The organism is Allobosea sp. CER48, assembly GCF_044752385.1.
GTDB lineage: Bacteria > Pseudomonadota > Alphaproteobacteria > Rhizobiales > Beijerinckiaceae > Allobosea.
In genome coordinates this window covers 1-5,179 of record NZ_JBIWYK010000225.1, presented here as the reverse complement: position 1 = coordinate 5,179, position 5,179 = coordinate 1, and the positions used below count along the sequence as shown (strand labels likewise).

6 protein-coding genes are annotated in these 5,179 nt (G+C 66.8%); all 6 read right to left on the bottom strand.

Translation table 11 applies throughout. The annotated features are described in order from the left end of the window. Window positions 1-31: 31 nt before the first annotated feature. Entirely contained in the window at window positions 32-868 is an 837-nt protein-coding gene (fghA, locus tag ACIPIA_RS10030) for an S-formylglutathione hydrolase (protein WP_400509064.1), read from the bottom strand. A 160-nt stretch (window positions 869-1,028) separates the two neighbouring features. Further along, window positions 1,029-2,141: an S-(hydroxymethyl)glutathione dehydrogenase/class III alcohol dehydrogenase gene (locus tag ACIPIA_RS10025; RefSeq protein WP_400509062.1), complete on the bottom strand. Its 1,113-nt coding sequence runs from the start codon at window positions 2,139-2,141 to the stop codon at window positions 1,029-1,031. Between the two features lie 25 nt (window positions 2,142-2,166). Continuing rightward, entirely contained in the window at window positions 2,167-2,451 is a 285-nt protein-coding gene (locus ACIPIA_RS10020; protein ID WP_400509061.1) for a metal-sensing transcriptional repressor, read from the bottom strand. A 135-nt stretch (window positions 2,452-2,586) separates the two neighbouring features. After that, entirely contained in the window at window positions 2,587-3,486 is a 900-nt protein-coding gene (locus tag ACIPIA_RS10015; protein WP_400509059.1) for a hypothetical protein, read from the bottom strand. Window positions 3,487-3,643: 157 nt separating this feature from the next. Next, window positions 3,644-4,204, bottom strand: coding sequence for an NUDIX hydrolase (locus ACIPIA_RS10010; protein ID WP_400509057.1), 561 nt, complete (start codon window positions 4,202-4,204; stop codon window positions 3,644-3,646). 5 nt (window positions 4,205-4,209) lie between these two features. Then, the coding region (locus tag ACIPIA_RS10005) for a DUF3616 domain-containing protein (protein ID WP_400509056.1) at window positions 4,210-5,179 on the bottom strand (970 nt) is incomplete at its 5' end.

Here is a 5,179-nt window from a genome sequence, read left to right as displayed (position 1 = left end):
CAGGCCGTCGTTCCGCGAGCGCGAACCTTGCCTAGGCGGTGAGCCGCTCCGCATGCCAGGCGACGTGCTGCGCCATGAAGGTCGAGACGAAGTTGTAGGAATGGTCGTAGCCGTCCCGCATGGTCAGTTGCAGCGGGATTCCGGCCGCGGCGCATGCGATCTCGAGCAATTGCGGGCGCAGGCCTTCCTCGAGGAAGCCATCGGCGGTGCCCTGGTCGACGAGCAGGTCGGGAACGCGATGCCCATCGGCGATCAGCAGAGTTGAATCATAGGCGCGCCATGCCCCTTCGTCAGGCCCGAGATATTTCTCGAAGGCCGGGCGTGACCAGCCGGCGGTCGATGGCTGCGTGATCGGCGCGAATGCAGAGACCGAGGCGTAGCGCCCGGGATTCTTGAGCGCGAGGGTAATGGCGCCATGGCCGCCCATCGAGTGCCCGAAGATACCTTGCCGGCTCATGTCCAGCGGAAAGTTCCTGGCGACCAGCGCGGGCAACTCGTCGCGGATATAGCTCTCCATCCGGTAGTTGCGTGCGTAAGGTTCCTGCGTGGCGTCGAGATAGAAGCCGGCGCCCGAGCCGAACTGCCAGTTGTCGGGCTCGTCCGGCACGGCTTCGCCGCGGGGGCTGGTATCCGGGCAGATGATGGCGATGCCGTTGGCGGCCGCAGCGGCCCGGTACTCGCCCTTGTCCACCGCGTTCTGGTGGGTGCAGGTCAGGCCCGACAGGTACCACAGCACCGGAACTGGCCCGTCCTCGATCTGCTGCGGCAGGTAGATCGCGAAGGTCATCGGGCAGGCGCAGGCCGTGCTCTCGTGACGATAGACGCGTTGGGTGCCGCCGAAGGCCTTCGAGGAGGAGAGGAGTTCCATATGGGGTCCTTTCTTGTGCGCGGCGGCGAAGTGTCATTCTCCGGAAGGAGGAGGAGCGACCCGGGAACCCGAGTTCAGAGAATGCCAGCAATCAGGATGGCCGGGTCTAGCACGGCCATCCTCTTCTGATGCATGCCTTATGAGGCGGTAAAGCGGCGGCTCAATAGACCACGACGCTGCGGATCGACTTGCCCTCATGCATCAGGTCGAAGCCGTGATTGATCTCGTCCAGGCTGAGCTTGTGGGTGATCAGGTCGTCGATGTTGATCTTTCCTTCCATATACCAGTCGACGATCTTCGGCACGTCGGTGCGCCCACGCGCGCCGCCGAAGGCCGTGCCCTTCCAGACGCGGCCGGTGACGAGCTGGAACGGGCGGGTCGCGATCTCCTTGCCGGCCTCGGCGACGCCGATGATGATCGACTCGCCCCAGCCGCGATGGCAGCACTCCAGCGCCTGGCGCATCACATTGGTATTGCCGGTGGCGTCGAAGGAGAAATCGGCGCCCCCGCCGGTCAGGTCGACGATCGCCTGCACGACCTTGTCGTTGCCGATCTCGCTCGGATTGATGAAGTCGGTCATGCCGAATTTCTCGGCCATGGCGCGCTTGGCCGGGTTGATGTCGACGCCGATGATCTTGTCGGCGCCGACCATGCGGGCGCCCTGGATGACGTTGAGGCCGATGCCGCCGAGGCCGAAGACCACGACATTCGCGCCCGGCCAGACCTTCGCCGTGTAGATCACCGCGCCGATGCCGGTGGTCACGCCGCAGCCGATGTAGCAGATCTTGTCGAAGGGCGCGTCCTCACGGACCTTGGCCAGCGCGATCTCGGGAAGGACGGTGAAGTTCGCGAAGGTCGAGCAGCCCATGTAGTGGAAGACCTCGCCGCCATCGCAGGAGAAGCGCGAGGTGCCGTCCGGCATCACGCCCTGGCCTTGGGTTGAGCGGATCGCGGTGCAGAGATTGGTGCGGCGCGACAGGCAGGACTTACAGCTGCGGCATTCCGGCGTGTAGAGCGGAATGACGTGATCGCCAGGCTTCAGAGTGGTGACGCCGGCGCCGACCTCGCGCACGATACCCGCGCCCTCATGGCCGAGGATCGCCGGGAACTTGCCTTCCGAATCCAGGCCGGAGAGCGTGTAGGCGTCGGTATGGCAGATGCCGGTCGCCATGACCTCGACGAGGACCTCGCCGGCCTTCGGGCCGCCGATCTCGATCGTTTCGATGGTGAGCGGCTTGCCGGCTTCCCAGGCGACGGCGGCGCGGGTCTTCATGGGATGTTTCCTTCCTTGCGAACGGTCATTTCAGATAGGGGCGGATGACGCGCATGATCGCGGCGATCTCGTCGGCATCTTCGGAGGGAGCCTTCGCGGGCCCGGCGCTGCCGTGCATGGTCTCGCGCAGGTGGCTTTCCAGCACCTCGGCCATCAGCCCGGTCGCAGCGCCTCGCAGCGCCGCCAGCTGCTGCAGCAGGGCGCCGCATTCCTCGCCGCGTTCCACGGCGAGGATCAGGGCGTCCGTCTGGCCCCTGATCCGGCGAAGCCGCGTGACCGCGCGCTTCTTCTCTTCAGGCGTGTGAGGCATGGCAGCGCGTTGGGGTTCGATCTGCCGCGGACGCTATGGTACTCAGGGGGAGTATGTCAACGCAGGCCGCGGGCCAAAGCGAAAAGGGCGGCAGCGCTGCCGCTGCCGCCCCCGCAAAAAGGATCGTGCCCGCGTTCAGAAGCTGTAGCCGAGCTTCACCTTGACGAGATGCTGGCTGAAATTGGTCAGGTCGAGATTGCCGGGCTCGCCCTTGGCCTTGCCGGCGACCTGAATGTTGTAGGCGGCCGAGAGGGCGAGTTGCTTCGTCGCCTGCCAGAAGACGCCGGGGCCGGCGAAAGTGGCGTAGCCCGCCTCGTTGCCGAAGCCGAGGTCGTTGTGGGCCCGCATATGGCGGACCTCGCCGCTGAGATAGAGCCCGTCCGAAACCTGCCAGGCGAGCGAACCTCCGACCGTGAAGGTGGAGGAGCGCAGATAGGGCGAGGGACCCGTCCAGGTCAGATCCTGCGAGAGGTTGAGCGCGGCATAGAGCGTGTTCGGGATCAGCGTCTTGTCGGCGAAGATGCGAATGCCGGTGTTGTAGGTGGTGAAACGGCCCGCTCCGTCCGGGTCTGCGCGGTTGAAGCTCGGGTCCAGCACAAGGGTAAGGCCGATGCCGTGCATGTCGCGGCCCAGCAGGCGGTACTTCATCTCGACGCCGGCGCCGAGGGCGTTGGAGTCGGCGCTGATGCCGCCGGCCGAGGCGTTGGTGAAGTTGCCCAGCACATAGGGGCCGATCTCGAAGCAGGGGAACAGCCCATAGGAGCCCTGCAGGGTGAGGCCGTGGCTGTTGGAGCTGCCGGCGCGCGTGCCGTAGCCGCCATTGTAGGTAAGGCTGGGCCCGAACGCACCCTTCTCGGCGACGTCGGAGCCGGTGGTGAAGCCGAAGGCGTCGGTCGGGATGCCCTCGCTTTCGGTGCAGGCGGAGATCACGGGGGCCGGCGCAGGAGCCGCCTTGCGGGAGGGCAGGTCGGCAGCAAAGGCGGTGGCCGAGGTCGCGGCGGCGATCACGGCGAAAGCAAGGGTCTTCGAAGACATGGAGAACTCCGCGAGGTCACGGATGTATATGCTATTGCAAATCGTTTGCAATATCTAATTCATCCTCGAACGAACCATGTCGGGAGCCTGGTCGCGGCGCGATAAAAGAGCCATAGGCGTTTCCGCAATCCGCGCGGCTGTTGTTGCGGTGCAACAGTCAGGGTTTCTGCAGGCTGGAGAGGCGGTCCAGAGCCCGCGGCGCGATCGCGGCGAGGGCCTCGATCGGCTTCCACGTGGCTGCATGGACCTCCTCGATCTGCGCGACGAGCGGCAGGGCCGGATCGGCAAGGAAGAGATATTGCAGGTCGTGATGGATGTGGTCCGGCTCGCCGCGGGCGGGCTTGCCCGGCACGTCATGGCTGTCGATGGTGAAGGGAACGTCTTCTCCTGCATGCCAGGGATGCAGCATCAGCCCCTGCACGCCGGTCTCCTCCTCGGCTTCCCGCGCTGCGGACAGGTGGAAGCGTTCGGCTTCTTCCCAGTGCCCGCCGGGCTGGAGCCAGCGGCCAATCACGACATGGTCGATCAGCAGGATCCTGGCATGGTCCGGCGACAGCACGAAGGCGCTGGTGGTGAGGTGGCCGGGAAAGGTGTCGCGCCGGTCGAGGGCGTGACCCTCCGCCATCTGCCAGCGCAGCAGCGAGAGATGTTCGCGCGGTTCAGCGACCTCGGCGCGGTAGCGCGTGACGGCGTGCGAGAGGCGGGCGTGGAAATCCATGGCGTTCAGCGAGGCTCGGCGGGCAGTGGCAGGCGGTAGGATTCGAAATGGCCGTTCCTGCGGCCGTCGTAGCCGATCAGGACGGTGAGGGCGCCACGGCCCTCGCCCAGAACCGTCAGGGACTCGGCCTTGCCATCGCCACGGGCGGGCAGGTCGCCGAGCGTCGCAGCCGCCTCGGGCCGTGCGGTGTCGACCAGCATCAGCGAATAGGGCAGGGGCTGATCCTGTGCCGGGCCGAGGAGCGCGACGAGCCGCCCATCGGGCAGGGGCGCGAGATCCCTGATGCCGCGATCGCGGCCGGCAGGCAGGGCGATCAGCTTGGGCGCTTCGGTTGCGGCCGCGTGCCCGGGCGCGAAGAGCGTCGCGAGCGAGGCTCCGACGAGGAAGCTGCGGTTGCCGAGCGAGGGCGCGCGCAGGCCGGCCCAGAGCGTGTCGCCGATGACGGCGATGCCTTCGACATTGAGGCCGTTGTCGTCAACCAGGCTCTTGCCGAAGAAGGCGCCGGCCTCGCCGGCCCGGCGCAGCATGTCGCTCAGGCGATAGCTCAGCTCGACGCGGCCGGTCGGCGTCCCTTCGGCATCGACCCTGATGCGCGCGAGATGGAAGGCGGAGAGACGAAACTCGCCCTTGTTGCGCGAGCAGCCATGCGAGCCCGCCACGTAGAAGGCGCCATCGGCATAGGCCACGGCTTCCCCATCGAGCTCGGCGAAGCGGCCGGCGGCCCGGCAGATGCCCTGGGGCGGCTGGCCGAGCGTGTCCGGTGCGGCTTCCGTGCCGATGATCGGCAGGGTCGAACCCGGCGTGATCCGGTTCTCGGCGATCCCGGCAAACTGGGCGAAGGCGCCCTCGTCATTGATCAGCAGGCAGCGCTGGGCGCCGTTCGCCACAGGCATGCAGGCGAGGCCGCTGACATCCTGCGCCGCCTTGCCCGGCTTGCGGGCGGAGAAGTCTCCCATCGTCCTGAAGCGCTGCTCG

Bases quoted from the DNA above. Each gene is read 5' to 3' on its own strand.
- fghA (WP_400509064.1), bottom strand. From the start codon at position 868: ATGGAACTCCTCTCCTCCTCGAAGGCCTTCGGCGGCACCCAACGCGTC.
- ACIPIA_RS10025 (WP_400509062.1), bottom strand. From the start codon at position 2,141: ATGAAGACCCGCGCCGCCGTCGCCTGGGAAGCCGGCAAGCCGCTCACC.
- ACIPIA_RS10020 (WP_400509061.1), bottom strand. From the start codon at position 2,451: ATGCCTCACACGCCTGAAGAGAAGAAGCGCGCGGTCACGCGGCTTCGC.
- ACIPIA_RS10015 (WP_400509059.1), bottom strand. From the start codon at position 3,486: ATGTCTTCGAAGACCCTTGCTTTCGCCGTGATCGCCGCCGCGACCTCG.
- ACIPIA_RS10010 (WP_400509057.1), bottom strand. From the start codon at position 4,204: ATGGATTTCCACGCCCGCCTCTCGCACGCCGTCACGCGCTACCGCGCC.